Genomic DNA, 638 nt, shown 5'->3' with positions numbered 1-638 from the left:
GTAGCCCTCGCTGATTGTCATAATGAGAGTACCCCATTTTATAATAAAATTCAGCCTTTTCTAACTCGTCAGGAACAAATTTAAGTAGTTCTTCAGCCTTGTAATAGTGTTCTTTTGCTAACATGTAGTTCCCAATTGCGTCACAATGAATCGCTTTAAAGAAATGATAGTAATAGGATAGAAAGTTATCCATTGGCACGTTAAAGGACTCAACTTTATCAAAACTATCCTTAGATACATTTAAATTATCAACTAGATAATTGAACCTAAAATCTAACAGTGAGTAATAAAGTAATAGGTTTTGGTCTTGTGCAGATTCATTTGTTTCTTCTTTTAACCTATTAATTTGAATATCAATATGTTCTTTTAAAGCCTGTGCTTCCTTTAACCGTCTTGACCTTATTTCTATATACCATTCATTTAAAAGTTGTGTGATTTTCTCATCTCTAGTGGACGTAAACACATAACCCCTCCTTATCTTTCTTTATATATTTAATAATAACAGAAAATTCAAACGCTAAATACTTCATGTTATTTAATAAATAAGTTTCTCAAATATTTACAGACAATTATATGAATCTTATTTTTTATTAAACAGGGGTCACATGCCTATCAAGCAAAAAAATACAACTACCTCC

General features: G+C 30.1%; 1 protein-coding gene. It reads right to left on the bottom strand.

Annotated elements, in window-relative coordinates; all coding sequences use genetic code 11:
* Positions 1–463: response regulator aspartate phosphatase (locus BAMA_RS23295; protein WP_034644436.1), on the bottom strand; the 463-nt coding region annotated here is incomplete at its 3' end.
* Positions 464–638: the final 175 nt, after the last annotated feature.

The sequence above is a fragment of the Bacillus manliponensis genome, from assembly GCF_000712595.1.
In the GTDB taxonomy this organism is placed as follows: Bacteria; Bacillota; Bacilli; order Bacillales; family Bacillaceae_G; genus Bacillus_A; species Bacillus_A manliponensis.
The sequence above is the reverse complement of the archived record's forward strand: the minus strand, read 5'-3'. Positions and strand labels throughout refer to the sequence as shown.